Raw genomic sequence first — 23,517 nt, forward strand, 5'->3', positions numbered from 1 at the left:
TCTCCTACGGTGGAGCCACGACCTGATGGGCAGGTCGGTGGACTGCCGGACGGTCGGCGAGGTGGAGGTGAGTGCCATGGTGCGGCTGCTGCACACGGCGGACTGGCAGATCGGGATGACCCGGAGCTACCTGCCGCCGGAGGCCCAGCAGCGGCTCACCGCGGCGCGGACGGAGGTGGTGCGCCGGATCGGGACGCTGGCGCTGGAGCAGGGGTGCGACCTGGTGGTGGTGGCAGGGGACGTCTTCGAGCACAACCAGCTGACGCCGCAGACCGTCCGACGAGCGTTGGAGGCCTTGCGGGAGGTGTCCGTGCCCGTCTACCTGCTTCCCGGCAACCACGACCACCTCGGGCCCATGTCGGTCTGGTCCTCACCCCTCCTCCGCGAGGAGCTCCCGGGGCACGTGCACGTGCTCGACACGGCCGGCGTGGTGCAGGTCGCTGAGGGGGTTGAGCTGGTCGCGGCCCCCTGGACCGGCAAGCACCCCGTGTCGGACCCGGTGGCCGGAGTTCTCGACCTGCTGCCCGACGGACCGGCGCCCGAGGGCACGGTGCGGATCGTCGTGGGACACGGCGGGGTCGACCTGCTGGACCGGGACCAGCACAACACGGCACCGGTCGCGGTGGGACCGCTGGCGAGCGCCCTGGACGACGGTCGCGTGCACTACGTCGCCCTCGGCGACCGACACTCCTGCACCCAGGTGGGGGACCCGGCCATCTGGTACTCCGGTGCCCCCGAGCCGACCGACTGGCGTGAGCAGCGCCCGGGTGAGGTCCTGGTCGTGGACGTCGAGCCCGGCCCGGCGGGGAGCCGCGGACGGGTGGAGGTGCGCCCGCAGCGGGTCGCCCGATGGACCTACCGGGCGCTCGCCCGGCGGGTGGACTCCGACGACGACCTCGAGGCCCTCGACCGCGAGCTCGGCGCACTGCCGGACAAGGAGCGGACCGTCCTCCGGCTCGGTCTGCACGGGACCCTGGGTCTGGCCCAGCACGCCCGGCTGGAGGAGATCCTCGAGCGGCACGCCGACCTGCTGGCGGCCCTGCACCGGCCCGAGCAGCACAACGACGTCGTGCTCGTCGGCGACGACGACCTCGGCGAGCTGGGGCTGGGCGGGTTCCTCGCCAGCGCCCTGGAGGAGATCCGCGGGGTAGCTGCGGCGGGAGACGGACCGTCCCCGGAGGCCGGGGCCTTCCGGCCGGGCCTGCCCGATGACGAGGGCAGCGCCCGCGACGCCCTGTCCCTGCTCTACCGGCTGACGCGGGGAGGTTCACGGTGAGGCTGCACCGACTCACCCTGCGTGACGTCAAGGGCGTGCGCGAGCGCACCGTCGACTTCCCGGAGCGGGGTGTGCTGGTCATCGAAGGACCCAACGAGATCGGCAAGACCACCCTGCTGGACGGCTTCGACGCCTTGCTCACCCTGAAAGCGACCTCCAAGGCGGCCGCCGTCCGGGCGCTGGCGCCGGTCGACCGCGACGTGGCACCCGTGGTGGAAGCTGAGCTGACCATCGGAGGTCAGCGGGTGCGCTACGCCAAGCGGTGGCTCAGGTCGCCCTCCACGACCCTCGACATCCTCGGGACCAGGCCCGAGCACCTCACCGGCGACGCCGCCCAGCAGCGGCTGGACGCGATGGTCGAGCAACACCTGGACCGCACGCTCTGGGACGCCCTGCGGCTGACCCAGGCGGGGGACGGGAGCGTGGCCCCGCTGGTGTCCAGCACGGTGCTCACCGCAGCGCTGGACGCTGCCGCCGGAGCCCAGCAGCACGCCGACGGAGCAGACGCCCTGCTGGACAAGGTGGCCGCGGAGGCAGCCCTGTACTTCACCCCGACCGGCCGGCCGACCGGCGTCTACCGGGAGGCGCTGACCCGGTACACCGAGGCGCAGGACGATCTGGCCGAGGCGCACCGCAGGCTGGAGGAGGGCGCGGCGCTGCTGGAGCGGCTGGGTCGGGCACGGGAGCGGACGGCCGGGGCCGACTCGGAGGTCTGCCGAGCGGCGGAGCGGCTCGCGACGGCCGAGCGTGCGGCCGGTGAGGCGGAGGTGGTCGCGGCGGCGCACAAGGTCGCGCTCGAGCGGCTGGCGCACGCGCAGGATCGGCACCGGCTCACCCGCCGTGCGCTGACGCGGCGGGAGGAGCTCGTCGCCGAGCGGGATGAGTCCTCGCGATCCCTGGCCCAGGCCAAGGAAGACCATCGAGCAGACCTGGAGGCGGCCGAGGGTCAGGCGGAGGCGCTCGTGGCGGCCGAGGCAGCGGCCCAGGCCGCCGGCACACAGGTGGAGGAGGCCACCGACGAGGTCGCTGCGGCCCGCGCCGACGCCGATCACCTCGCGGCGGTCCGTGAGCTGGCGTCCTGCCAGGACGTGCTGGGCCTGGCCGCCGAGCTCGTCGAGAAGGTCCGCGCCGCCCGGGCCGAGGTCGCCGCCCGAGAGGGTTCCGGTCGACCATCGGTCGGGCGCGAGCTGGCCCGCAGGGTTCGCGCCCTCCAGGACCGTCTGGACGCCATGACGCTGCAGCACGACAGCGCCATCCCGACCCTGGACGTCGAGGCCTGGGGCTCCGCCGTGGAGATCGATGCGGGCGACCAGACCGCGATCGACCCGGTGCTGCCTGGGGAGCGCTTGCGTCTTCAGGTCGCTCACGACACCGCCCTGGAGATCCCCGGGCACGCTCGCGTCCGGGTGCGCCTGCACGCGGAGGCCAAGGACCGGGTGGCCGAGATCGACCGGCTGCGCGTCGAGCTGCGCCGCACGCTGGCGGACCTCGGCTGCGCGGACGTGGACGAGGTGGATGCTCTCGTCGAGGTCACCGAGGCGACGCAGGCCCGGCTCCGGGAGGCCACCCGCGATGTAGAGGCGCTGCTGCGGCCCTGGGGCCCTTCGCTCACCGCTGAGGCCAACGCCGGTGTGCTGCCTCGCCGCCTCGAGGAGGAGGTCGAGCAGGCTCGTGCACGGGTGGCTGACGGGCTCACCTCCCGCACCCCGGGTCGCGAGCTGCCCGTCGACGAGGCCGGTGCTCGCCAGCTCGTCCGAGCGGCCGAGGCGGCGCTGCGTGAGGCCCGGGACCGGCATCAGCGCGCCTGTGCCGCCCTGGACCGGCGCCGTGCTGACGTGGCCGCCCTGACCACCCGGCTGGACCGGGCCCAGGGCCACATCTCGGCCGAGGAGGCCAGGGTGCGGACGCTCGAGGCCCAGCTGGCGGGCGACCGGCAGGACACTCCCGACGAGGCGCTCGTCCAGCAGGTGGACAGCTGCGCAGTCGAGGTCAGCGAGCGCACGCGAGCCGTCCGCGAGGCAGCCGAGGCGATGGCCGCCGCGGATGTCGAAGGCACCCGCGCCGAGCTGCGCTCCGCCCGGCACCAGCACGTCCTGGCTTCCCGGGCCCGGGAGGAGGTCCACGCGGAGCTCAACCAGGTCAAGGGCCAGGTGGAGATGGCGGCGGGGGAGGGGCGCCAGGAGCTGTACGACCTCGCCGTCGCTCACCTCGACGACGCCGAGCGCGACCTACGGGCGGTCGACCGACGGGCCCGCGCGGCCCGCCACCTGCACACCACGCTCAGCCGGCACCGGGACAACGCCCACCGTGCCTACGTCCGGCCCTACACCCACGCGCTGGAGGAGCTGGGTCGCCAGGTCTACGGACCCGGCTTCGCGGTCACCGTCGACGAGGACCTGTCCCTGTCCGCCCGCACCCTGGGCGGGGTGACCGTGCCGTTTGCCGAGCTGTCCGGCGGGGCCAAGGAGCAGCTGGGCATCCTCGCGCGGCTGGCCGTCGCGCGGCTCGTGGACCCGACGCAGGGCGTGCCCGTCGTCATCGACGACGCCCTCGGGTACTCCGATCCGCAGCGCCTGCACCAGATGGGGGTAGTGCTGGGGGCTGCCACCGAAGGGACCAGCGACGTCCAGGTCATCCTGCTCACCTGCACCCCCCAGCGCTACGCCGCCATCCCCGACGTGCACACGGTCCGACTCACGGCCTAGCCGGTCCGGCCGTCCGCGACCGCGGTCACCGGCTCGTGCTCCACGGGGAAGTTCACCGATGAGGCGATGAAGCAGGCGCGGTGTGCCTCCGCGTGCAGCTGAGGCAGCCGGTCGACGTCGGCGGCGATGGCGACGGTGACGTGCGGGCGGAGCAGCACCCGGCTGAACCGTCCACCGATCCCTTCCTGTTCCATCCAGCCCACGGGCTCGTCGCGGTATGCGGTCACCGTCACCCCGTGGCTGACCGCCACGTGCAGGAAGGAGAGCAGGTGGCACTCCGCGAGGGCGGCCAGGAGCAGGACCTCGGGGTTCCACCGGCCCGGGTCGCCGCGGAACGGCTTGTCGGCGGACAGCTCCAGGTCGGGGCGCCCGGTGCTCCGGGCGAGCACGTCCCGGGAGTAGTCGCGGTAGCCGGAGGTCCCGGTGCCGCGGTTGCCGGTCCAGGTCAGGTCGAGCGCGTAGGTGTGGGTGGCCATGGCGTCACTGTGGCAGAGACGGAGGAGGTGATGTCCGCGGCGGCGTACAGCGGCGGCGCGCGGCCGTCCCCGGGCGAGCGTCCTCGGCTCGCGGGCCGGACACCGGCCTACTAGCGTCGCGAGCATGAACGACGACACGAGCATCACCGTCAGCCGCACGATCGACGCCTCGGCCGCGGAGATCTTCGAGGTCCTCTCCCTGCCGGAACGGCACGTCGAGCTGGACGGCTCCGGCTTCGTCCGCTCCGTGGACCACGCAGACCGGATCACCGGCACCGGCCAGGTCTTCACGATGAACATGACCGGGGACCACATGGGCGGCGACTACCAGACCGACAACCACGTGACCGGCTACGACAAGGACCACCTGCTGGCCTGGGAGACCGCGCCCGCCGGTACCGAGCCGCCCGGCTGGCAGTGGGTGTGGGAACTCGTCCCCCAGGGGCCGGACAGCACCGAGGTCCGGCACAGTTACGACTGGGGCAAGGTGACCGACCAGGAGCTGCTGAAGAAGGTCTCCTTCCCGCTCGTGACCGAGGAGCAGCTGGAGGACACTCTCGCTCGACTGGCCGCGGCGGTCTCCGGCAGCTGAGGCGGCGCGTGCGGTGCCGGACCGCAGGCCGACCCGTGAGAGGATCGTGGTCGCGCCGGCGGTCCGTCGGCCTGCCCTCGTAGCTCAGGGGATAGAGCACCGCTCTCCTAAAGCGGGTGTCGCAGGTTCGAATCCTGCCGGGGGCACGTTGCATCGGCGTGTCTGCACATGTGCCGATGAGGCCTGCGGCGTGTCGCACGCCTGGACAATCACATCGCTACGAGCACATCGCCGCAACCGTCCGCCCGGTCCTCCCCCCTCACTCGCATCTCGCGCTCGGGGTTGCGTGAGACTGAGTGGTGGAGCCGACCACAAGGTCGGGATCGACGGGCCGGGGTCATGGCCCCGTTGCGGAAGCAATACCTGAACCTGGGTGCACGGTCCTTCATCGCCGGTGTCAGGTACTACACACTGGGGGGAGTACCGACCGCAACGTCGACAAGGAGTCACACGTGACCGAGGGAACCGTCCGCTGGTTCGACGCCGATCGTGGGTTCGGCTTCATCGCCCTCGGGCAGGAGGCCGAGGACCTGTACGTGCATGCGTCCGAGATCGTCAGCGACGCCGCGATCAAGCTGCTCCGGGAGGGGCAGGTGGTCGAGTTCGAGATGGGCGAAGGGGAACGAGGCCCGCAGGCGCGCCGCGTCCGGGTCATGGCCGACCGGGCCGCCGATACACCGCTGGGCCTGCTCGGCACCGTCTCCTGGTACGAGCCTGCCAAGGGGTACGGCTTCATCACGCCCGACGGCGGTGGTGCCGAGATCTTCCTGCACAGCTCGGCCATCGTGGGCGGCGGCGTGGTGTGGGAGGGGCAGCGGGTGGCGTTCCTCGTCGTCGAGGGGGAGAAGGGCCCGCAGGCTGATCACCTGCTCCCCCTGGGAGACCAGGCCGGCCAGCAGGCCGCGGCAGACGACGGGGCGGACGGCACCGTGTCCTGGTACGACGCGGACAAGGGCTTCGGGTTCATCACCCCCGAGTCGGGCGGCCCCGATGTGTTCGTCCACGTCCGGGCGCTGTCCGACGGGCTCCCCGAGCTGGGCGAGGGCGACCGGGTGACGTACGACGCGGTCATGAGCGAGAAGGGCCCGCAAGCTCGGGACGTGCGCCTCGCGCGCCGCTCGACACCACGGGGCGCACCCGCGCCGTCGACGGTCCGCGCTCGGTCGGGACAACGGGAGGCACCGGCCGTCCCGGCGCGTGGGGGCGAGGGAGTGGTCGTGCGCTACGACGCGGAGCGCGGGTTCGGCTTCATCGCCCCGGACACGGGAGGCGCGGACCTGTTCGTCCACGTGTCCGTTCTCCGAGGCGTCGAGGCGCTGTACCAGGGCGATCGGGTCCGGTACCAGGTGCGACAGAGCGATCGAGGCCCGCAGGCCGACCGCGTCGAACTGGTGTGAGCGGGAGGGCGGCCCAGCCCGGGCGACGTGGTCAAGCCTTGCCGGGGAGCACTGCGACGTTCTAGCCGGGGCTCTGCGTGGACGAGCGTTGGGTGCCCTCGGGGTCCTCGGTCCTCTCGAGGGACTCCTCCAGGATGATCTCCGCCTGCTCGTGGGGGCTGTCACTGCCGACCGCCTGCTCCTCGGGCAGCAACCGCGCGCGGGTGTCGACGTCGTGCTCGTCCGGAGTCTGCGTCATGCGGTGACGATACTCGCGCCCTGCCCAGGGTGCGGGTTCGTTCGGGATCGTTCGGGATCGATGCATGTGCCGTCCGCCCCGACGACAGTGTCCGAGGACGGGTTCCCGTCACCACGGCGCTCACGCAGGGACGCGAGGTATGCCGTGCGGTCATCGTGCGTGACCACATCCACCAACGAAGGGAAGTACCCATGAAGCGCATCGTCCGTACCGTCCTCGTCGGCACCGCCACCGTCGGCATCGCCGTCGGGATGGCCATGCCCGCCAGCGCCGTCGAGCTGCTGCCCGGCGGCTGTCACATCCTCTTCGAGCGGGTCTACTGCCAGATCCGCTGACCAACCACACGTGCCGCGCACCGCAGCCCGTCGCGGTGCGCGGCACCTGCCTCAACCCACTGCACGGCCCGGCGTCGAAGCCGGCCACCACCATCAGGAGGATGTATGAAGAAGCGCACCATCTCTGTTCTCACCGCCGCGGCCCTGGCCCTCGGGCTGTCCGTCGGGGCTGCTGGGGCGGCCCAGGCCACCCTCTGTGGTCACTGGACCGGCCAGGGGATCGTCTGCGAGATCCGGTGATCCGCTGACCCGAGCACCGGACGCGGGGCCCGAGCCGTAGGGGGGCTCGGGCCCCGCTTTGGGCTGGGTGGGTTGACCTGTTCCCCTTGCCGACGGAAGATCGACGCCGGGTCCCCTGCTGGGTTCAATGCCGAGTCCAGGGTCGAGTCCCTTGGCGGACCCGCTCGGGAGGAGAACCATGACGTCACCTGCGCAGCCGGGTCTCGGCGCGCCGCCAGCGCCCGTCGGGGCGGCCACCATCGACGACCTGACCGGCGTCCTGCGCGAGCTGAGAGCCTGGGCGGGCAACCCGTCATACGCAGCGCTCGCCCAGCGCGTTGCCAGGGCCCGGCTGGCCCGCGGTGTGCCCCGCAGCGAGGCGGTCCCGGGCCGGGTGACCGTCTACGACTGCTTCCGTGAGGGGCGGCGGCGCCTCGACATGGAGCTCGTCCTCGACCTCGTCACCGCTCTGGGGGCCGGTCCGGACGACCGGGTCCGCTGGCGCCAGGCCGTTCGGGCGGTGCTGACGCCCGGCGCGGGACCGGTTCAGGCCCAGGTGGTGGCCGACCCACCGGTGCCATCCGTCGTCGGCCGCGGAGCGCAGTGCACGCAGGTGCTGGACGCGGCGGCGCACGGTCCCGTGGTCATCACCGGGATGGCCGGGGTGGGCAAGACCTCGCTGGCCCTGCGTGCTGCACACGAGCTGGCCGATCGCCTGGAGGCCGCGGTGCTCCTGCTCGACCTGCAGGGCTCCTCCGCGGACCAGCGCCCCGTCGACGTGGGCGCAGCGGCGGCAGCTCTGCTCCAGCAGCTGAGTCCTGAGGACCAGCCCACCAACCTGGCCGAGGTGCTGCGAGGTCTGCGACGCGCGCTGTCGGGCAGGCGGTACGTCGTGGTCCTGGACGATGCAGCCTCCGCCGAGCAGGTCACGCCCTTGCTGCCCGAGGCTGGCGGCTGCCCGGTCCTGGTCACCAGCCGGCCTCGGCTGCCCGAGCTGCCCGGCGCGGAGGAGGTGCTGCTCACGCCGCTCGAGCCCCAGGAGGGTCTCGAACTCCTGGCCTACGCCTCGGAGCGTCCGCTCCCGGCGGGTGAGGAAGCCACCGCCCTGGTCCAGCTCACCGGGGGACTGCCGCTGGCCCTGTCCGTCGTGGGGCGCCGGCTCGCGGCGCAGCCCGACTGGCCCCTGGCCGACCACGTGCAGGCCTACCGGAGCCGTCTGGAGCGGGCGAGCCTCGACCAGCAGGTCGAGGCCGCGCTCCAGGTGTCCTACGACGCACTGCCGGAAGACCAGCGCCGGGCCCTGCGGATGCTCTCGTGGCACCCGACGCGGACCGTGGGACGCCCGGCCGTCGAGGCGCTCGCCGGGCGGGCGGCCGAGGAGGTGCGGCCGCTGCTCGGGGGACTCGTCGAGGCCAACCTGCTGAGCGCCGTCGCCGAGGAGCGATGGGAGCTGCACGAGGTGGTCCGCGCCTTCGCCTCGGCGAGGTCGCTGGAGGACGACTCGCCGTCGCAGCGACGGGCAGGGACGGTACGCCTGGTCGACAGCTACCTCGCGCTGGCCTGTCGGGCCGTGTCCGTCCTGCACCCGGCCTCGGTGCAGGACTGGTACTGGGACCCCTGCCTGGACGACTCTGCCGGCACCGGCACCGGCACCGGCACCGGCACCGGCACCGGTAGCGGTAGCGATACCGCCTCGGCGTGGGCGCAGGCGTTCCTGGCCGAGGAGCGCGGCAACCTGATGGCCAGCGCACGGTGGGCGGCCGAGCACGAGCTGCCGGAGCTCGCGGTGCGGCTGGCCGTCGTCCTGGCCCCCCACCTCTGGCAGCGCGGCGGGATCGACGCGACCTTCCAGCTGCACCTCGCGGCCCGGGCAGCGGCGCTGCAGACCGAGGACGAGATGGCTCTGGCGCTGACCGAGCGCAACCTGGGCCAGACGCTGCTGCGCGTCGGTCGCTTCGGGCAGGCCGGTGGCTACCTGGACCGGGCGCTCGCGCACTACGGCGTGGCTGGCCACGAGGACGGGCAGATCTCCATCCTCAACGCCCTCGGCTACCTGGCCAGCTCGGTGGGCGATGACGACCGGTCGATCTCGATCTTCGCCGACCTGAGCGGACGGCTGGAGCACGACGACCAGCGCTGGGCGATCGCCAGCAGCAACCTCGCGGTGGCGCTGGTCCGGGCAGGGCAGCGGGCGCGGGCGGTGACCATCCTCAGCGAGGTGGCCGACATCGCCGCCGACCAGGGCTGGGCCGAGCGCGAGCAGTGGGCGCTCAGCAACCTCTCCGGCCTGCTCTGCGAGGAGGGGCAGGCGGCTCAGGGTCGCCAGGCGGCAGAGCGGGCGCTGCTCCTGGCGACCGAGGCGGGCGACGAGGTCGGTCGGGCGTACGCCCTGTCGAACCTGGCCGTCGCACAGCAGGCGGGCGGTGACGGGAGCTGGGCCGTGGCCACCGCGCTTCAGGCGCTCGAGGCGGCGCGGGCGCTGGAGGCACCCGACCTGGAGGCCTCGGTCCTCAACCACCTGGGCTACTTCGCCCACGCCCGCGGCGACCGGCAGCAGGCCCAGGAGCGGTATGCCGAGGCGCTCGCCGTCGCGGAGCGGATCGGCGAGGCCAGCGAGGCCCGCCGCGCCCGCGACGGCTTGGCCGAGCTGGACGTGGCCGTCGGGTGAGCCGCGCCGAGCGGCGGGTCAGGCCGGCAGGACGTAGCCGTACATGACGGCGAAGTGCAGACCCGCGGCCAGCACGACCAGCACGTGCCACAGCTCGTGGAAGCCGACGACCCCCGGCCACGGGTTGGGCCGCTCCAGCACGAAGACCACGAAGCCGACGCTGTAGACCAGACCGCCCACCGCGAGCAGTGCCAGGCCGCCGAACGGCAGCGACAGCTCGGTGAGCACGAGGGCCACCGGCATCCACCCCAGGGCGATGTAGAGGGTGTTCGTGACGTACTTGGGCAGCTGGCGCCATACCGAGCGCAGGACGATGCCGAGGGTCGCGATCCCCCAGACCGTGCCCAGGACCGCCCACCCGAACGGCGTCCGGGCCACGATCAGCACCAGGGGGGTGACGGTGCCGGCGATGAGCAGGAAGACCGAGGTGTAGTCCAGCGTCCGCAGGACGTCGTTGACCCGCGGGCCACGGTCGATCCCGTGGTGCAGGGTGCTGCAGACGAAGAGCGTGATGAGCGAGAGGCCGTAGATCCCGAAGGCGACGATCTTCCACGGGTCCTCCTGGACCGCGGCCTGGGTCACCAGCACGGCGGTGCCCAGGACCGCCAGGCAGGAGCCGATGAGGTGGGAGACGGTGTTCACCTTCTCGTCGGTCACGTGGACGCTGCCGTCCCGGCTGAGGGCAGGCTGCTGCCCCGTCTCGCTCATCTCCTCACCCACGGCTCCATCCTTCCACCTGGCTGGGCCTGCCGCGGGCAGGGTCTGCCACACTGCCCCGGTGACCCGCCCGCTGCCGCCCGCGACCGACCGGGTGCAGGGGCGCACCGTCCTCACCCTCATGGGCAGCCAGACCCTCGGCGGCATCGGCGTCGCCAGCGGCCTGGCCGTCGGCGCGATCGTGGCGGCCGACGTCAGCGGCAACGACGCGCTCTCCGGCCTCGCGACCACCACCCAGGTCCTCGGCGGTGCGCTGTTCACCATCCCCGTCGTGGCGTTGATGGCCCGGTTCGGTCGGCGCCTCGGCCTGGTCGCGGCCTACCTCGTCGGTGGCCTGGGTGCCTTCCTGGCCATCACGGCCACGGCGACCGGGCTGTTCTGGCTGCTCCTGGTGGGCACCACCCTCTTCGGCGCCTCGACCACGGCCGGCAACCAGGCCCGGTATGCGGCTACCGACCTCTCCCCGCCCGAACGCCGTGGGCGGCACCTGAGCTGGGTGGTGTGGGCCACCACCGTGGGCTCGGTGCTCGGGCCCAACCTCATCGGGCCGGGGGAGCGGATCGCGGCGCTGCTCGGCATCCCGCCCCTGGCCGGTGCCTGGGTGCTGTCCATGGCCGGCTTCGGCCTCGCCGCGCTGGTGCTCATGGTGCTGCTGCGCCCCGACCCGCTGCTCCTGGCCCGCACGCTGGCCGACGATGCGGCAGCCGGTCCCGACGCGGCTGGCCCCGACCCGGTGTCGAGTCTCGACCCGGCGGCCGGTGTCGACCCGGCGGCCGTGCCGGACCCGCTCGGCACGCCTGACCCCCTGGGTGCGCCGGACCCACTGGGTGCGCCCGACCCCCTCGCGACGCCTGACCCGGCGATCGTGTCGGACCCTGCGGACGGGCCGTCGGCCACCCCCGTGACGGCCCGCAGGGGGAACATCGTGGAGGGTCTGCGGCTGATCCGGGCCACCCCCGCAGCCCTGTGGGGCACCACCGCCCTGACCGTCGGGCACGTCGTCATGGTCTCGGTCATGGTGATGACCCCGCTGCACATGCGCCACGGCGAGGCCGAGATCGAGGTCATCGGCCTGGTCATCAGCCTGCACATCCTCGGCATGTACGGCCTCTCGCCCGTCGTCGGCCAGCTCGTCGACCGGTGGGGAGCGGTCCGCGTGGTGCTCCTGGGGGTCGCCATCCTGCTGCTGTCCTGCGCGCTGGCCGCCGTCTCCGCCGACGGGCACTCCGGCACGCTCACGGCGGCGCTCGTGCTGCTCGGCCTGGGGTGGTCCTGCACGATGGTCGCGGGATCCGGCACCATCGCCGGTGCCGTCCCCCTCGCCGAGCGTGCTGCGGTCCAGGGCGCGGCCGATCTCGTGATGGGCCTGTCGGCCGCCGCCGGAGGGGCGCTCGCCGGCGTGGTGATGGACCAGCTCGGCTTCGACGTCCTGGCCGTCGTCTCGGGTCTGGCCGCACTCGCCCTGGGTGTCTTGACGGTTGCGCGTCGTCGAGTCGTTAGCCTGGGTGGGTGAACCCCGCCCGTGCACCGCATACCCTCGATGAGGCCCGTCTCGACGCGGTCTCGCGTGCCCGCGCGAACTGGCGGCACGAGGTCGCCGAGCTCGGGGGTCCCAACACCCTGCTGTGGCACCGCACCTCGCTGACCGGCACCTTCGACCTCAACCTCGCCCACCCCGGCGGCGTGGCCAAGCTGCTCTCGGGACGCCCCACCCCGCTCTCGGACCTGGTCCGCGAGCAGGTCGCGTTCACCGACGCCGCCCGCCGCATCGGCGGCATCCGAGACAAGATCTCCGAGCTGCGGCGCGAGCACGGCATCGAAGCCGGCTTCCTGGCGATCGGGCTGGCGACCTGGGACCTGCACCGGGTGCTCGTGCCGCCGCGGGCGCCGGTGCTGCTGCGGTCCTGCACCATCACCCCGACCGACCCCGCCCACTCCGACTTCGTGCTGCAGCTGCACGAGGACGTCGTCTTCAACCCGGTGCTGGAGCACTACCTGCGCAGCGAGGTCCACCTGCAGCTCAACCCCGAGATGCTCGTCGGCCTCTCGGCGCAGAGCCACGGCTTCGACCCGCGGCTGACCTACCAGGCGCTGGAGGACATCTGCGGGGAGATGAAGGGGTTCGCCATCGGCCCCCAGATGGTGATCAGCACCTTCCCCTGGGCCAAGCTGCCGCTCGTCACCTCCTACACCGGTGAGGTCGAGCCGCTGGCCGCCAGCGACGTGGTCGCGGCCCTGGCCGGCGCCGACGTGGCCCTGCCCTCCCCGGGGCCCGACCCAGACCGGGCCGAGGATCCCCGGCACGAGCTGAACGCGCTGGACGCCGACCGCTCCCAGCGGCTGGTCATCGACGAGGTGGTGCACGGCGGCAGCCTCGTCCTCGACACGCCCAGCGGCACGGGCAGCACCCAGACCATCGCCAACGTCATCGTCGGGGCCCTGTCGGAGGGGCGCCGCGTCCTGGTCTGCTCCGAGGAGCGCTCCGCCCTCGAGGCCCTGCAGCGTCGCCTGCAGCACGTGGGGCTCGGCGACCTGTGCCTGCACCTGGCCGAGGACCCGGTCTCCATGCGCGCCACCCTCGACGATGCCCGGCAGGCGCTGGACCGCCTGTCCGAGGAGCCCGAGCCCGACCTGGGCGCCGACCCGCTGCCGGCCCGCGAGGACGCCCTGGCCGTGCTGCGCCGGGAGCAGCAGGTGCTGCATCGCGAGCACGAGCCGTGGGGGCTGAGCCTGGCCGGCACGCAGGACGACCTCGCGGAGCTGGCCGCTCGCGACCACCCGCCCGCCTCCCGGATCCGGCTGCCCGGCGCGGTCCTGCGCACCCTGACCGAGGAGCGGCTCTCGGAGGTCACCGACGCCCTGATCGAGGCCGCCGATGCCGGGGCGTGGTCACGCTCCCGCATGGAGGACCCCTGGTATGCCGCCCGCCTCGCCTCCACGGACGAGGCCGGCCGCGCCACCGAGGTGGTGGGCAGGCTGGTCGGCGGGGAGTTCACGGCCGCCCGGGAGCTGGCCGAGCGGATCTGCAAGAAGGCCGGGATGCCGGTCCCGGCGTCGTTGCAGCAGTGGGCCCACCGGCTGGGCCTCATCGCTCGAGCGAGCGAGACGCTCGACATCTTCTCACCGTCGATCTACGACGCCCCCCTCGACGAGATGGTGGCGGCGACCGCGGCCCGCGACGAGCTCGCCGAGCGGCCGGGCGCGGTCACCCGGGCCCGCATGCGCCGCCAGGTGCGCCAGCACCTCCGCCCCGGCACCCCGCCGGCCGACCTGGCCCAGCGGGTCCGGCTGGCGCGGGACGAGCGCAACGAGTGGGAGCAGATCGCCGGGAAGGCGGCCCGCCCCAACGCGCCCTACGAGTGGGAGGCGGCGGTCGCGGCCCACGCGCCGATCGGTGAGGACCTCGGCTGGCTCGCCCAGGTGCTCGAGGGCACCGCGACCGGGCACGAGCTCTTCACCAGCCACCTGGACATCGTGCTGGAGCGCCTGGTCCGCCTGGACGCCCGCAGCGACCGCGCCGCCGTGGCCGCCCAGGCCCACCCGCTCCTGGCCCCCCTGCGCGAGGCGGGGCTGGGCGAGCTGGTGGACGACCTCGCCCGGCGGGGCATGTCCCCGGAGCGGGTTGCCGCCGAGGTCCGTTTCGTGCACCGCAGCTCGGTGCTGGACCACCTCACCTCCGACGAGGTGCCGCAGCAGGTGCCGGCCGAGGCCGTGCGGGAGGCCGAGCGCGCATTCCGGACGGCCGACCGTGCCCACCTGCGCCGCAACGCCCTCCGGGCCCGTCGGGCGGTCCTGCGCCGCCTGCGGCGGGCTCTCACCGGCCACTCCTCGCAGGCCGGCGCCTGGCAGCGGGCGCTGGACGAGGCACGGGTCGGCGCGGTCGACGCGCGGGCGATCATCAGCCGCGCCCCCGACATCGTGCTGGCCGCCCGGCCCGTGGTGCTGGCCAGCCCGCTGGCCGTCCCCGCGGCCCTGCCGGCGGACCTCGCCTTCGACCTGGTCATCGTGGACCGGGCCGGCCGCACCACGACCGCCCGGGCGGTCCCGGCGCTGGCTCACGGCCGGCAGACGATGATCGTGGGGGACAGCGGCGGTCCCGGGCCTCGACAGTTCAGCGTCGTCGCCGACCCGAAGGCCGAGCGTGAGGCCGCGGCGGAGGAGCCGAGCGGTTCGTTGCTCGACGACGCCGCCACGGTCCTGCCCGTGCGGCACCTCAAGGTGCACTACCGCGCCCTCAACCAGGGACTCGTCGCACCGCTCGCCGCCCTGATGCCCGTCCCGGTGCACTCCTTCCCTGGCGTCGACCGCGGACCGGGAGTGCGGGAGCACGTCGCTGAGGGCGGGGTGGCCGCCCAGGTGTCCGCCGGGGTGGGCCTGGCGCTGGAGCACGCTCGCCGGCACCCGCACGACAGCCTGCTGGTGGTCACCGACGACGACGCCGGGGCCGAGGACGTCGGGATCGCGCTGCGGTCGGCCTACTCCCGCGAGGACTGGTCGGCTCCGTCGGCGGCCCTCGCGGACGACGAGCAGCTCGTCGAGCCGTTCCTGGTCCGCCCCGCCCACCGGATCAGCGGCGAGGTGCGCGACCGTGTGGTGTGGGTCACCAGCCCGGGTGGGTCCGCGCAGGCGGAGGTGGCCGGGTCGGTCCTGGCCGCGGCCCGCAGGTCGGTCGACCTCGTGGTGCCGTCACCGGTCGGGGACTGGCCGGCCCGGCCCGGGGACGGCGCCGCGCTCCTGCAGCAGGCCCTGCTCCCGCTCGAGGACGACAGGGCCGGTGACTCCGCGGTGATGCGCGAGCTGGTGCGCAGGCTGCGGGCCGAGGACCTCGAGGTCGTGGAGGACGTGGGTCACGGGCCCCATACCGTCGACGTCGGCGTGGTCAGCGAGACCGAGCGTCGGCGCTTCGCGGTGGCGGTGGACGGTGACGTGCACGCGCCGGCGCAGGGGCAGGAACCCGGGCGCGACGACGTCCGGCTGCGCCACGAGCAGCTCACCCGGATGGGGTGGACGCCGGTGCGGGTGCGCAGCACCGATGTCTTCACCGACCCTGCCCGGGAGGTCGCGCGCGTCCTCGCAGCGCTGCGCGAGCGCGGCGCCGCACGCCCATGAGCACCCGTCCGACCCGCGCGTCCCACCCGGCGAGACCGGCACGGGCCCGCCGGCGGGTGGACGCGCCGGCGACCAACCCCGACGCGGAGCCCGGCGAGGACCTGCCGGCCGCGACGGAAGAGGACCGTGAGGGTGGCGCGGCGCCCACCGCGGACCCGCGCGACGCGTGGATCGTCGAGCAGCGCCCGCCCCACTGGGACTGACGGACCCGGGCCCGACTCAGAGGGTGCCGTCGGTCCGCCGGGCAGCCAGCAGGTCGCGGATCTCGCGCAGGGTGGCGATCTCCTCGGAGACCTCCTCGGGCTCCTCAACACCGCGTCTGCGCAGTTGCTGGAAGGTGTTCATCGGGGCGACGAGCGCGAAGTACACGACCGCGGCCGTGATGAGGAAGACGATGAGGGCGTTGATGATCGCCGCGAAGTCCAGGTAGGTGTTCTCCTGCCCCGGGCGCAGCGGGACGCCGAGCCCCTCGACCTGGCCCCCGCCGCCGACGGCGTTGAGCAGCGGGGTGACGATGCCGCTCACCATGGCCTCCACAACGTTGGCGAAGGCGGTGCCGACGACGACCGCCACCGCGAGCTCGATGACGTTGCCGCGCAGGATGAAGTCCTTGAACCCTTTGAGCATCGGCCGTTCCTTTCAGTTCTCCGGTGAGACGGTGTCTCGCAGTCCGGGTGGGGGTGGCGTCCCGGCGCGCGACTGCGCCAGTGCGAGGCCAGCCTAGGGCTCACGGCTGCGGGTGCAGTGCCACCTGCAGCGCCGCGCCGGCGGGATCCGCGCCCCGCGCAGCGGCCAGCGCCTGCGCCCCGGCCCGGTCCACCCCGAGCCAGAGCCCGGGCTGCTCACCCGTGCCGGCCCGCAGGACCAGGGCGCGCGGCACGACGACCGAACCGTCGACGGGGGAGTGCACGTCGACCCGGTCCGCCGCCTGCACGGACGCCGCCACGGCAGGCTCGGACAGCGGCAGGAAGACGGCGACCGTCCCTCCGGCCAGCCCGGTGAGCAGCGCAGAGGCCCGCACGTCCAGCGTCGTGAGCACCTCGCCCTCGGCGAGCGGGGCGACCACGGTCCGGTCGACGCCGCTCTCCAGCTGCGTCAGCGCGCCCGTCGGCAGCGCGTCCGCGGGCAGCTCGCGCACCTCCAGATCCCCCCTCGTGAGCAGGTGGCCCACCGGGAGGGTGCTGGTGGCGACCACGGCCGGCACACCGTCGTCGGCGGGCCGGTGCAGCGCGAGATATGCCGTCCCGCCCGCCGTGAGCGCAGCCAGGGTCGCGGCGAGCGCTCGACGCGACCGCAGGGCAGGTCGTCGGCTCGTCCGGGCCGGCCGTGGTCGGTGCACGCACAGCACGCTAGGCGCGCCGAGCAGCCGACGGGAGGCCTCAGGTCGAGCTTGTGGACGACGCCGACGAGCCCGTCGACGCTGTGGACGACGTTGTCGGCGTCGTCGACCTCGGTGCGTCCTTCGTGGACGGCTTGGCCGCGGACGACTCGGACTTCGCGCCGCCCGCCTCCGAGGAGGAGCCGGACGTCGAGGCGGCGGACTTGTCGCCGGAGGACCCCGACGAGGAGCCCGACCCGCGGGAGTCGGTGCGGTAGAAGCCGGACCCCTTGAAGACGACGCCGACCGCACTGAAGACCTTGCGCAGTGAGCCTTCGCACTCGGGGCAGGTCGTCAGGGCGTCGTCGGTGAAGGCCTGCTGGATGTCGAAGGCGTGGGCGCAGTCCTTGCAGACGTAGGAGTAGGTGGGCACGAGGCGAGATCCTACGTGTTCTCCGGGGCGGGACCGACACGGTGACCTAGGCTGGGGGCCGTGTCCCGACCCCTGTGGCAGCGTCTCGCTGTGCCGATCGCGGCCATCCTGGTGGTCGTGGTCGTCGCCACCGCCGTCGTCGGGGTCGGTCTGACCAGGCGCGCCTTCCCGCAGACCAGCGGCGAGCTGGAGCTGCCCGGCCTGACCGGTGAGGTGGAGGTCGTCCGCGACGCGCAGGGCGTCCCGCGCATCTACGCCGACTCCCCCGAGGACCTCTTTCGCGCCCAGGGGTTCGTCGCCGCACAGGACCGCTTCTTCCAGATGGACCTGCGCCGGCACGTCGTCAGCGGCCGGCTCGCCGAGCTCGTCGGCGAGGGTGGCGTCGAGACCGACCAGGTGATCCGCACCCTCGGCTGGCGCAGGGTCGCCGAGGAGGAGCTCTCCCTGCTCTCCGCAGAGACCCGCTCCTACCTGCAGGCCTACGCCTCCGGGGTGAACGCCTACATCGACTCCCGCGGTGGGCCCTCCACGATGAGCCTGGAGTACCTGGTGCTGGCCCAGAGCGCACCCGGCTACCAGATCCGCCCCTGGGACGCGGTCGACTCGCTGGCCTGGCTCAAGGCCATGGCGTGGGACCTGCGCGGCAACTACCGGGAGGAGCTGACCCGTGGCCGACTGGTGGGGCAGGTCCCGCTGAACCAGCTGGGCACCCTCTACCCGGCCTACCCGCACGAGGAGCACCCGCCGATCCTGTCGCGGGGGGAGTGGACGCCGCCGGACCCGCCACCACTGTCCAGCGGCAGCTCCCGCGGCGGCACTGCCGGGCCGGGCCCGCTCCTGCCCCCCGGCCAGGACCCCGCCGACGTCGCCCGGCTGAACCCGCCGGAGCCGGCGCAGCCACCCTCGGGCCCCCCGACCCAGCAGTGGCTGGCCGGGCAGACCGATGCGCTGGACGACACCGTGCTGGCGCTGGCGCAGATCCCGCAGCTGCTCGGGCAGGGGGAAGGGGTCGGGTCCAACTCCTGGGTGGTCTCGGGCGAGCACACGAGCACCGGTATGCCGCTGCTGGCCAACGACCCCCACCTGGGCCTGTCCCAGCCCGGGGTGTGGATGCAGGCCGGCCTGCACTGCCGAGAGGTGACCGCGGACTGTCCCTTCGACGTCTCCGGGTTCACCTTCGCCGGCTTCCCGGGCGTGATCATCGGCCAGAACCACCAGATCGCCTGGGGCCTGACGAACCTCGACCCGGACGTCACCGACTTCTACCTCGAGGAGACCCGGGGCGACCTGGTGCGCCGCGAGAACGACTTCGTGCCGATGCGGGTCCGCGAGGAGGTGATCCGGGTCGCCGGCGGGGAGGAGGTGCCGGTCCGGATCCGGGAGAGCACGCACGGCCCGATCGTCTCCGACGTGCTCGACGACGTCGCCGCGATGGGCGCCAACGGTCCGCTGGACGGGGTGGCGACCTCGCGCACCTTCGAGGTGGCCCTGGCCTGGACCGGGCTCGAAGCGAGCACCACCGCAGAGGCGGTGTTCCGGATCAACAAGGCGACGGGGTGGGAGGAGTTCCGCGACGCGGCCGCGTTCTTCGCCGCGCCGGCCCAGAACCTGGTCTACGCCGACGTCGAGGGCAACATCGGCTACCAGGCCCCGGGCCTGGTGCCGATCCGGGAGAGCGCCACCCACGGCACCCCGCCCGGCTTCTACCCCGCCCCCGGCTGGGACCCCGCCTACGCCTGGGACGGCTGGGTGGACTTCGACGACCTGCCGCACAGCCTCAACCCCGAGGACGGGGTCATCGTCACCGCGAACCAGGCGGTGACCAGCCGCACCAGGCCGTTCCTGACCAGCGAGTACGCCATGGGCTACCGGTCGACCCGCATCCTGGAGCTCCTTCAGGAGCGGCTCGAGCAGGGGCCGCTGACCCCCACGGCCATGGCGGAGATGCAGCTGGACGACACCAGCCCCTTCGCCCTGTCGGTGGTGCCCTACCTGCTGGACGTCGAGCTCGAGGGCTCGTTCTACACCGGCCCCCAGCAGATGCTGCGGGACTGGGACGGCAGCTCCCCGGCGGAGGGGGAGCAGTCGGCGGCGGCGGCCTACTTCTACGCCGTCTTCGCCAACCTGCTCACCGCGGTCTTCGACGACGAGCTGCCGCCCGACCTGGCCGTCACCGGCAACTCCCGCTCGATGCTCATCCTGGAGGACCTGCTGGCCGACCCCACCAGCGTCTGGTGGGACGACAAACGGACGCCGGGGGTGGTGGAGACGCGCGACGAGGTCATCCGCACCGCGCTGGTGCAGGCCCGTCAGGACCTCACCCGGGAGATCTCCAAGGACCCCTCGAACTGGACGTGGGGGGAGCTGCACCGGGCCACGCTGAGGCACGAGGTGCTGGGGTCGGGTGATGTCCCCGCCCTGGTGCAGGGCATCTTCAACAGCGCGCAGCTGCCCGTCGCCGGCAACACGTCCGTGGTCAACGCGATCAGCTGGGACGCCAGCACCGGCACCTTCGAGGTCACCGCCGGCCCGTCGATGCGGATGGTCGCCGACCTCGCCGACCGCGACGCGTCGGTCTGGGTCAACCAGACCGGCACCTCCGGTCACGCCTTCCACCCCCACTACTCCGACCAGACCGAGGCGTGGGTCAAGGGCGAGACGTACCGGTGGGCGGTCACCCGCGAGGCCGTGACGGACAGTGCCGAGCAGACGCTCCTGCTGGTCCCGGCCCCGACCGGCTGACCCGCCCGGTCCATCCACCGGCCGGCCCGCTCGATCGGCTATCGGCCCACCTCGACCACGCCGGTTGCCGGACGCAGCACCGCGTCCACGACGGCGTCGTGCTCGTCCGCCGGCACCTGGGGTACGACCTCGTGGTCGTGCAGGATGACGACGACCGGCACCCGGCGCGGAGCGGTGAGCTCGTGCAGCCGGGGCAGGGTGTGGTCGTAGTAGCCCCCGCCCTGGCCCAGCCGGACCCCCGCTTCGCTGATGGCCAGCCCGGGCACCAGGGCGACGTCGACCTGCGCGAGCACCGCCTCCCCGAGCGGGCTGCGGTCGGGGTCGTCGAGGTCGGCCCAGTCCAGCCGGGGCCGGGCCAGGGTGATCGGCACCAGCACCCTGGCCCCTGCGGCCCGCAGCGCACCGGACAGCCGCTCCACGGGCGGCTCGGTGCGCATCGGCTCGAAGGCGGTGACGGTGAGCCGGTCCATGCGCACGCCCGCGCGGGCGGCATACCCCTCCACCCACTGCAGCCCGGCCTCGGCCAGGACCTCTGCGCGGGCCGCCCGGTCGTCTCCCGACCACCCTCGGACGAGCTCGCGGCGTGCGGTGCGCACGAGGGAGCGCCAGGTGGCCTTGTCGGCGACGACGTCGCCGGTGGGCTGGTAGTGGGGCAGAACAGGTCGGCTCACCCCAGCCATTGTGCCCCTGCCCGTCTAGGCTGGAGCGGACCCCGAGCGAAGGACACTTGTGATGATCACCGTCGAGGAGCACCTCGAGCGCATCCTGGACCAGATCGAGCCGGTTGACGCGGTCACCCTGCCGGTGCCGCGCACCCTGGGCATGGTCACCACGACCGACGTGCACAGCCGGGCCGAGCTGCCGCGGTTCGACAACTCCTCCATGGACGGGTATGCCGTCCGCCACGCCGACCTGGACGGTGCCTCCGCCGAGCACCCGGTGATGCTGCCGGTGGTGGCCGACATCGCCGCCGGCGACCCGGCGTCGCAGCGGCTGGGTCCGGGCCAGGCCATGCGGATCATGACCGGCGCGCCCGTGCCGCCCGGCGCCGACACCGTCGTGCGGCTGGAGGACACCGACGGGCACGAGCGGGAGCCCCAGTTCCGTGCGCAGCCCCCGGAGGGCGCCAACATCCGCCGCGCCGGGGAGGACGTGCGTCCCGGCGACCTGCTGGTGCCCCGCCGCACCCGGATCGGCCCGGCCCAGATCGCGGTGCTGGTCTCGGCCGGGGTGCACGAGATCGAGGTGGTCCGGCAGGTCCGGGTCGCCGTCTTCTCCACCGGTGACGAGCTGGTCCCGCCGGGGGAGCCGGTCGGGCCCGGCCAGATCGTCGACTCCAACGGCCCGATGCTCGAGGCCCTCGTCCGCGAGGCGGGCGCGGAGGTCGTCCACGTCGGCCGCCTGGCTGACGTCGAGGGTCAGACCACCCGCCAGATCGAGGCCCGGCTCGAGGACGCCGACCTCATCGTCACCACCGGGGGCGTGAGCAAGGGAGCCTTCGACATCGTCAAGAAGGTGCTCACCGGGCAGGGCTCGATGAAGTTCGTCGAGGTCGCCATGCAGCCGGGCAAGCCGCAGGGCTTCGGTCTGCTCGGCAGCCGCCGCGTGCCCGTCTTCACGCTGCCGGGCAACCCGGTCAGCGCCCTGGTCAGCTTCGAGGTCTTCGTCCGGCCCGCGCTGGAGAGCCGCGGCGGCAGGCGGGTGAGCCGACAGACCGCCACCGGCCTGGCCACCGAGCCCTGGGCCAGCGCATCGAACCGCCAGACCTACACCCGGGTGCGCGTCTCACGCGACTCGACCGGCGCGTATGCCGTGACGCCCGTCGGCGGGCCCGGCTCCCACCTGCTCGGTGGGCTGGCTCAGGCCGATGCGCTCGCGGTCTCCGACGCCGAGACCGACCAGGTGAGCGCCGGCGCAGAGGTGGACCTCATCCTGTTGCGTCCCCGGCGTGAGATCGAGGGCCGGCTGGAGGACGACGCGGCGCCGGGGACGACGTGAGCGCGGGCGAGACGCTGACCCACCTGCGTGGGGACGGGACCGCCCACATGGTCGACGTGAGCGGCAAGCAGGTCACCGCCCGGTCCGCGACGGCGCAGGGTCAGGTGCTGCTGTCGCCCCAGGCCGTGGCGGCTCTGCGCGACGGGCAGGTCCCCAAGGGCGACGCCCTAGGCGTCGCCCGCATCGCGGGGATCCAGGCCGCCAAGCGCACCCCGGACCTGGTGCCGCTGTGCCACCCGCTGGCGGTGCACGGCGTCGAGGTCGACCTGGAGGTGGTCGACGAGGGCGTGCAGATCCAGGCGACCGTGCGCACCGCGGACCGCACGGGGGTGGAGATGGAGGCGCTGACCTGCGTCAGCGTCGCCGCGCTGGCCCTCGTCGACATGATCAAGGCGGTGGACAAGCTGGCGGTCATCAGCGACATCCGGGTCACCGCCAAGGCCGGGGGCCGCAGCGGGGACTGGACCCGACCATGAGCGGTCGGTGCGGGTCGGGGTGAACGAGGGGGACGCACCGTGACCTGGCGCTGGCCGGTCACCCTCAGCCAGGAGCTGTCCTCCGGCGAACGGCTGACGCTGCGGCCGTTGGTGCGCGCGGACCGTGCCGAGTTCGAGGCGGTCCTGGACGCCAACGCCGGCTGGCTGCGGCCCTGGGAGTCGACCATCCCGGGCGCGGCGGCCCGGCGCTCGCCGACCGCGCCGGCCAGGGTGCCCTTCCACCGGATGCGGCGATCGGCCGACCGGGCCGCCAGGGCCGGGCTGCACCTGCCGCTGGTCATCGACGTCGACGCCCGGATCGTCGGCCAGGTGCAGCTCTTCGACGTGCTCTGGGGTGCTCGTCGCACCGGGTGGGCGGGGTACTGGCTGGCCCGGGAGGCGACCGGTCACGGCTACGCGACGTGGGCCCTGGCGACCCTGGTCGACCATGCCCTGCTCGACGTGCGACTGCACCGGGTCGAGGTGGCGATCCGGCCGGAGAACACCGCGTCGCTGGCCGTGGTGGGTCGGCTGGGTCTGCGGGAGGAGGGGGTGCAGCGCGGGCTGATGCACGTCGACGGCGGATGGCGCGACCACCGCAGCTTCGTGGTGCTCGCCGAGGACCTGGGTCCGGGTGGGCTGGTCGCGAGGCTGGTCCAGCGCGAGCAGGACCGCCGGGGGGAGGGTGAGCAGGACTAGCTGGCCGGCGAGGAGGCCGTCGACCGGGCCTCCGGCACCGCGACCCCAGTCGTCACACCAGAAACTTGCGCGACACTCCGCCGGCCTCACCGGATCGGGGCCCTGTCCGGCCTAGCGTG

At 73.6% G+C, this 23,517-nt stretch carries 21 protein-coding genes, 1 tRNA gene and 1 pseudogene; 16 read left to right on the forward strand and 7 right to left on the reverse strand.

Annotated features, from left to right (window positions below; genetic code table 11):
• Positions 1 to 25 precede the first annotated feature (25 nt).
• Complete coding sequence (locus ESZ52_RS02660; RefSeq protein WP_238154329.1) at positions 26 to 1,276, forward strand: metallophosphoesterase family protein; 1,251 nt, start codon at positions 26 to 28, stop codon at positions 1,274 to 1,276.
• Positions 1,273 to 3,981 (forward strand): AAA family ATPase, encoded by a 2,709-nt coding sequence (locus ESZ52_RS02665; protein ID WP_131103574.1) that lies wholly within the window; start codon positions 1,273 to 1,275, stop codon positions 3,979 to 3,981. The genes ESZ52_RS02660 and ESZ52_RS02665 overlap by 4 nt, the downstream gene beginning before the upstream one ends.
• Here ESZ52_RS02665 and ESZ52_RS02670 read toward each other — a convergent pair.
• The gene (locus ESZ52_RS02670) at positions 3,978 to 4,457 is read right to left on the reverse strand and encodes an OsmC family protein (RefSeq protein WP_131103575.1); all 480 of its coding nucleotides are present in this window, start codon (positions 4,455 to 4,457) and stop codon (positions 3,978 to 3,980) included. The two genes, ESZ52_RS02665 and ESZ52_RS02670, sit on opposite strands and share 4 nt — an antisense overlap.
• Positions 4,458 to 4,581: 124 nt before the next feature.
• Between ESZ52_RS02670 and ESZ52_RS02675 the strand changes: the two genes are divergently transcribed.
• The 3 genes from ESZ52_RS02675 (at position 4,582) to ESZ52_RS02685 (ending at position 6,446) form a co-directional block, all read left to right on the forward strand.
• Complete coding sequence (locus ESZ52_RS02675) at positions 4,582 to 5,049, forward strand: SRPBCC family protein (protein WP_131103576.1); 468 nt, start codon at positions 4,582 to 4,584, stop codon at positions 5,047 to 5,049.
• 73 nt (positions 5,050 to 5,122) lie between these two features.
• A tRNA-Arg gene (locus tag ESZ52_RS02680) sits at positions 5,123 to 5,195 on the forward strand.
• 306 nt (positions 5,196 to 5,501) lie between these two features.
• Complete coding sequence (locus ESZ52_RS02685; protein ID WP_131103577.1) at positions 5,502 to 6,446, forward strand: cold-shock protein; 945 nt, start codon at positions 5,502 to 5,504, stop codon at positions 6,444 to 6,446.
• A 61-nt stretch (positions 6,447 to 6,507) separates the two neighbouring features.
• Here ESZ52_RS02685 and ESZ52_RS19090 read toward each other — a convergent pair whose 3' ends face one another.
• Positions 6,508 to 6,684, reverse strand: coding sequence for a hypothetical protein (locus ESZ52_RS19090; protein WP_181009805.1), 177 nt, complete (start codon positions 6,682 to 6,684; stop codon positions 6,508 to 6,510).
• Between the two features lie 191 nt (positions 6,685 to 6,875).
• Here ESZ52_RS19090 and ESZ52_RS19095 point away from each other — a divergent pair, with 191 nt between their 5' ends.
• The 3 genes from ESZ52_RS19095 to ESZ52_RS02690 all read left to right on the forward strand — a co-directional run bounded on the left by ESZ52_RS19095 (position 6,876) and on the right by ESZ52_RS02690 (position 9,906).
• The gene (locus ESZ52_RS19095; RefSeq protein WP_181009806.1) at positions 6,876 to 7,019 is read left to right on the forward strand and encodes a hypothetical protein; all 144 of its coding nucleotides are present in this window, start codon (positions 6,876 to 6,878) and stop codon (positions 7,017 to 7,019) included.
• 105 nt (positions 7,020 to 7,124) lie between these two features.
• Complete coding sequence (locus tag ESZ52_RS19850; RefSeq protein ID WP_272948396.1) at positions 7,125 to 7,259, forward strand: hypothetical protein; 135 nt, start codon at positions 7,125 to 7,127, stop codon at positions 7,257 to 7,259.
• 178 nt (positions 7,260 to 7,437) lie between these two features.
• On the forward strand, positions 7,438 to 9,906 hold the full coding sequence (locus ESZ52_RS02690) for an NB-ARC domain-containing protein (protein ID WP_131103578.1): 2,469 nt from the start codon (positions 7,438 to 7,440) through the stop codon (positions 9,904 to 9,906).
• An 18-nt stretch (positions 9,907 to 9,924) separates the two neighbouring features.
• On the opposite strand, the gene trhA is transcribed toward ESZ52_RS02690, so the two are convergent.
• A complete protein-coding gene (gene trhA, locus ESZ52_RS02695) occupies positions 9,925 to 10,614 on the reverse strand; it encodes a PAQR family membrane homeostasis protein TrhA (RefSeq protein WP_131106386.1) in 690 nt (229 codons plus the stop codon).
• 70 nt (positions 10,615 to 10,684) lie between these two features.
• Here trhA and ESZ52_RS02700 point away from each other — a divergent pair, with 70 nt between their 5' ends.
• Genes ESZ52_RS02700 through ESZ52_RS02710 form a run of 3 tightly spaced genes read left to right on the forward strand, consistent with a single transcriptional unit; the run spans position 10,685 to position 15,935 of the window.
• Positions 10,685 to 12,136, forward strand: a complete 1,452-nt coding sequence (locus ESZ52_RS02700; protein WP_131103579.1) for an MFS transporter — start codon at positions 10,685 to 10,687, stop codon at positions 12,134 to 12,136.
• Positions 12,133 to 15,732: a hypothetical protein gene (locus ESZ52_RS02705; RefSeq protein ID WP_131103580.1), complete on the forward strand. Its 3,600-nt coding sequence runs from the start codon at positions 12,133 to 12,135 to the stop codon at positions 15,730 to 15,732. The genes ESZ52_RS02700 and ESZ52_RS02705 overlap by 4 nt, the downstream gene beginning before the upstream one ends.
• Entirely contained in the window at positions 15,729 to 15,935 is a 207-nt protein-coding gene (locus ESZ52_RS02710; RefSeq protein ID WP_131103581.1) for a hypothetical protein, read from the forward strand. Before ESZ52_RS02705 ends, ESZ52_RS02710 begins: the two co-directional genes overlap by 4 nt.
• 16 nt (positions 15,936 to 15,951) lie before the next feature.
• On the opposite strand, the gene mscL is transcribed toward ESZ52_RS02710, so the two are convergent.
• Together mscL and ESZ52_RS02720 are read right to left on the reverse strand one after the other, a co-directional pair.
• Positions 15,952 to 16,359 carry a large conductance mechanosensitive channel protein MscL gene (mscL, locus tag ESZ52_RS02715; RefSeq protein ID WP_131103582.1) on the reverse strand — a complete coding sequence of 136 codons (408 nt, stop codon included), beginning with the start codon at positions 16,357 to 16,359 and terminating at the stop codon, positions 15,952 to 15,954.
• A gap of 100 nt (positions 16,360 to 16,459) precedes the next feature.
• Positions 16,460 to 17,071: an SAF domain-containing protein gene (locus tag ESZ52_RS02720; protein WP_181009807.1), complete on the reverse strand. Its 612-nt coding sequence runs from the start codon at positions 17,069 to 17,071 to the stop codon at positions 16,460 to 16,462.
• 53 nt (positions 17,072 to 17,124) lie between these two features.
• Here ESZ52_RS02720 and ESZ52_RS19965 point away from each other — a divergent pair, with 53 nt between their 5' ends.
• A complete protein-coding gene (locus ESZ52_RS19965; RefSeq protein WP_337590200.1) occupies positions 17,125 to 17,328 on the forward strand; it encodes a hypothetical protein in 204 nt (67 codons plus the stop codon).
• Between the two features lie 62 nt (positions 17,329 to 17,390).
• On the opposite strand, the pseudogene ESZ52_RS19970 reads toward ESZ52_RS19965, so the two are convergent.
• Positions 17,391 to 17,483, reverse strand: a pseudogene (locus ESZ52_RS19970) (FmdB family zinc ribbon protein); the annotation flags it as partial.
• Positions 17,484 to 17,543: 60 nt separating this feature from the next.
• Here ESZ52_RS19970 and ESZ52_RS02730 point away from each other — a divergent pair.
• Positions 17,544 to 20,225 (forward strand): penicillin acylase family protein, encoded by a 2,682-nt coding sequence (locus ESZ52_RS02730; RefSeq protein WP_131103585.1) that lies wholly within the window; start codon positions 17,544 to 17,546, stop codon positions 20,223 to 20,225.
• 38 nt (positions 20,226 to 20,263) lie between these two features.
• Here the strand turns inward: ESZ52_RS02730 and ESZ52_RS02735 are convergent, their stop codons facing one another.
• Positions 20,264 to 20,896 (reverse strand): 5-formyltetrahydrofolate cyclo-ligase, encoded by a 633-nt coding sequence (locus ESZ52_RS02735; RefSeq protein WP_181009808.1) that lies wholly within the window; start codon positions 20,894 to 20,896, stop codon positions 20,264 to 20,266.
• A gap of 61 nt (positions 20,897 to 20,957) precedes the next feature.
• Here ESZ52_RS02735 and ESZ52_RS02740 point away from each other — a divergent pair, with 61 nt between their 5' ends.
• Genes ESZ52_RS02740 through ESZ52_RS02750 form a run of 3 tightly spaced genes read left to right on the forward strand, consistent with a single transcriptional unit; the run spans position 20,958 to position 23,398 of the window.
• The gene (locus ESZ52_RS02740; protein WP_131103587.1) at positions 20,958 to 22,223 is read left to right on the forward strand and encodes a molybdopterin molybdotransferase MoeA; all 1,266 of its coding nucleotides are present in this window, start codon (positions 20,958 to 20,960) and stop codon (positions 22,221 to 22,223) included.
• The gene (gene moaC, locus ESZ52_RS02745; protein WP_131103588.1) at positions 22,220 to 22,699 is read left to right on the forward strand and encodes a cyclic pyranopterin monophosphate synthase MoaC; all 480 of its coding nucleotides are present in this window, start codon (positions 22,220 to 22,222) and stop codon (positions 22,697 to 22,699) included. The genes ESZ52_RS02740 and moaC overlap by 4 nt, the downstream gene beginning before the upstream one ends.
• A gap of 39 nt (positions 22,700 to 22,738) precedes the next feature.
• Positions 22,739 to 23,398, forward strand: a complete 660-nt coding sequence (locus ESZ52_RS02750) for a GNAT family N-acetyltransferase (RefSeq protein WP_131103589.1) — start codon at positions 22,739 to 22,741, stop codon at positions 23,396 to 23,398.
• Positions 23,399 to 23,517 lie beyond the last annotated feature (119 nt).

Origin of the sequence: Ornithinimicrobium sufpigmenti, assembly GCF_004322775.1 — a bacterium.
GTDB lineage: Bacteria > Actinomycetota > Actinomycetes > Actinomycetales > Dermatophilaceae > Ornithinicoccus > Ornithinicoccus sufpigmenti.

What these genes read in the sequence shown, in the direction of transcription:
- ESZ52_RS02660 (WP_238154329.1), top strand. Translation starts at nt 26, where the DNA reads ATGGGCAGGTCGGTGGACTGCCGGACGGTCGGCGAGGTGGAGGTGAGT.
- ESZ52_RS02710 (WP_131103581.1), top strand. Translation starts at nt 15,729, where the DNA reads ATGAGCACCCGTCCGACCCGCGCGTCCCACCCGGCGAGACCGGCACGG.
- mscL (WP_131103582.1), bottom strand. Translation starts at nt 16,359, where the DNA reads ATGCTCAAAGGGTTCAAGGACTTCATCCTGCGCGGCAACGTCATCGAG.
- ESZ52_RS19095 (WP_181009806.1), top strand. Translation starts at nt 6,876, where the DNA reads ATGAAGCGCATCGTCCGTACCGTCCTCGTCGGCACCGCCACCGTCGGC.
- ESZ52_RS19090 (WP_181009805.1), bottom strand. Translation starts at nt 6,684, where the DNA reads ATGACGCAGACTCCGGACGAGCACGACGTCGACACCCGCGCGCGGTTG.
- ESZ52_RS02740 (WP_131103587.1), top strand. Translation starts at nt 20,958, where the DNA reads ATGATCACCGTCGAGGAGCACCTCGAGCGCATCCTGGACCAGATCGAG.
- ESZ52_RS02690 (WP_131103578.1), top strand. Translation starts at nt 7,438, where the DNA reads ATGACGTCACCTGCGCAGCCGGGTCTCGGCGCGCCGCCAGCGCCCGTC.
- ESZ52_RS02675 (WP_131103576.1), top strand. Translation starts at nt 4,582, where the DNA reads ATGAACGACGACACGAGCATCACCGTCAGCCGCACGATCGACGCCTCG.
- ESZ52_RS02670 (WP_131103575.1), bottom strand. Translation starts at nt 4,457, where the DNA reads ATGGCCACCCACACCTACGCGCTCGACCTGACCTGGACCGGCAACCGC.
- trhA (WP_131106386.1), bottom strand. Translation starts at nt 10,614, where the DNA reads ATGAGCGAGACGGGGCAGCAGCCTGCCCTCAGCCGGGACGGCAGCGTC.
- ESZ52_RS19850 (WP_272948396.1), top strand. Translation starts at nt 7,125, where the DNA reads ATGAAGAAGCGCACCATCTCTGTTCTCACCGCCGCGGCCCTGGCCCTC.